The following is a 615-nucleotide window of genomic DNA, read 5'->3' as shown; positions in this document are numbered from 1 at the left end:
CATCGCCGGCCAGGCGCTTCACCAAAAGCTCCCGGATCTTCCTGGCACCCCAATGCGGCTTGCTCTTCTTGCACGAGACGATCATCGCCTCGACCGGCTCAGGCAACTGGTTGGCATAACGCACCGGTCTTCGAGACCGATCCGTCAGCGCCTCCAGACCGTCGTCCTTATAGCGGTTGAAGATTTTGTAACCGGTCTTGCGCGAGATGCCGAACTCTCGGCACACATCGCTCATGCCTTCGCCCTCCAGAAGCCGGGCGACAAAACGTAGACGTTCCTCCATCACCGAAGTCTCTTTCCACGGCATCAACACCTCCCGCCAAAAAGCGAAAAGTGTCACCCATGTCTTCTCTATTCGGCGTGTTGAGGTCAAGCGCTTACGAGCGTCTCCGCCTCGTCGGAACATGACATCTTCCGCAGGTCCTCGCTTCTCTTCGGGATCGGCGTTTTGCCCTCCCAGCATGGAGTTAGGAGAATGAGGCGGTTCAATCTCCGGTGCGTGATTACCGCGTGATGCGGTCGGCACAGACATAGGTCCGAACTTGCCTCATCCATCGTCCTGCGAAGGACGTCCTTCCGCCGGTTGGCGGAACTTTGTGTCTTTCTCCTTCCGCC

At 58.0% G+C, this 615-nt stretch carries 1 protein-coding gene; it reads right to left on the bottom strand.

Annotated elements, in window-relative coordinates; all coding sequences use genetic code 11:
• On the bottom strand, positions 1–307 hold a 307-nt coding region (locus C5L12_RS27780; protein ID WP_157949150.1), incomplete at its 3' end, for a helix-turn-helix domain-containing protein.
• Positions 308–615 lie beyond the last annotated feature (308 nt).

It is taken from the genome of Neorhizobium huautlense, from assembly GCF_002968575.1.
Lineage (GTDB): Bacteria > Pseudomonadota > Alphaproteobacteria > Rhizobiales > Rhizobiaceae > Neorhizobium > Neorhizobium huautlense.
The sequence above is the reverse complement of the archived record's forward strand: the minus strand, read 5'-3'. Positions and strand labels throughout refer to the sequence as shown.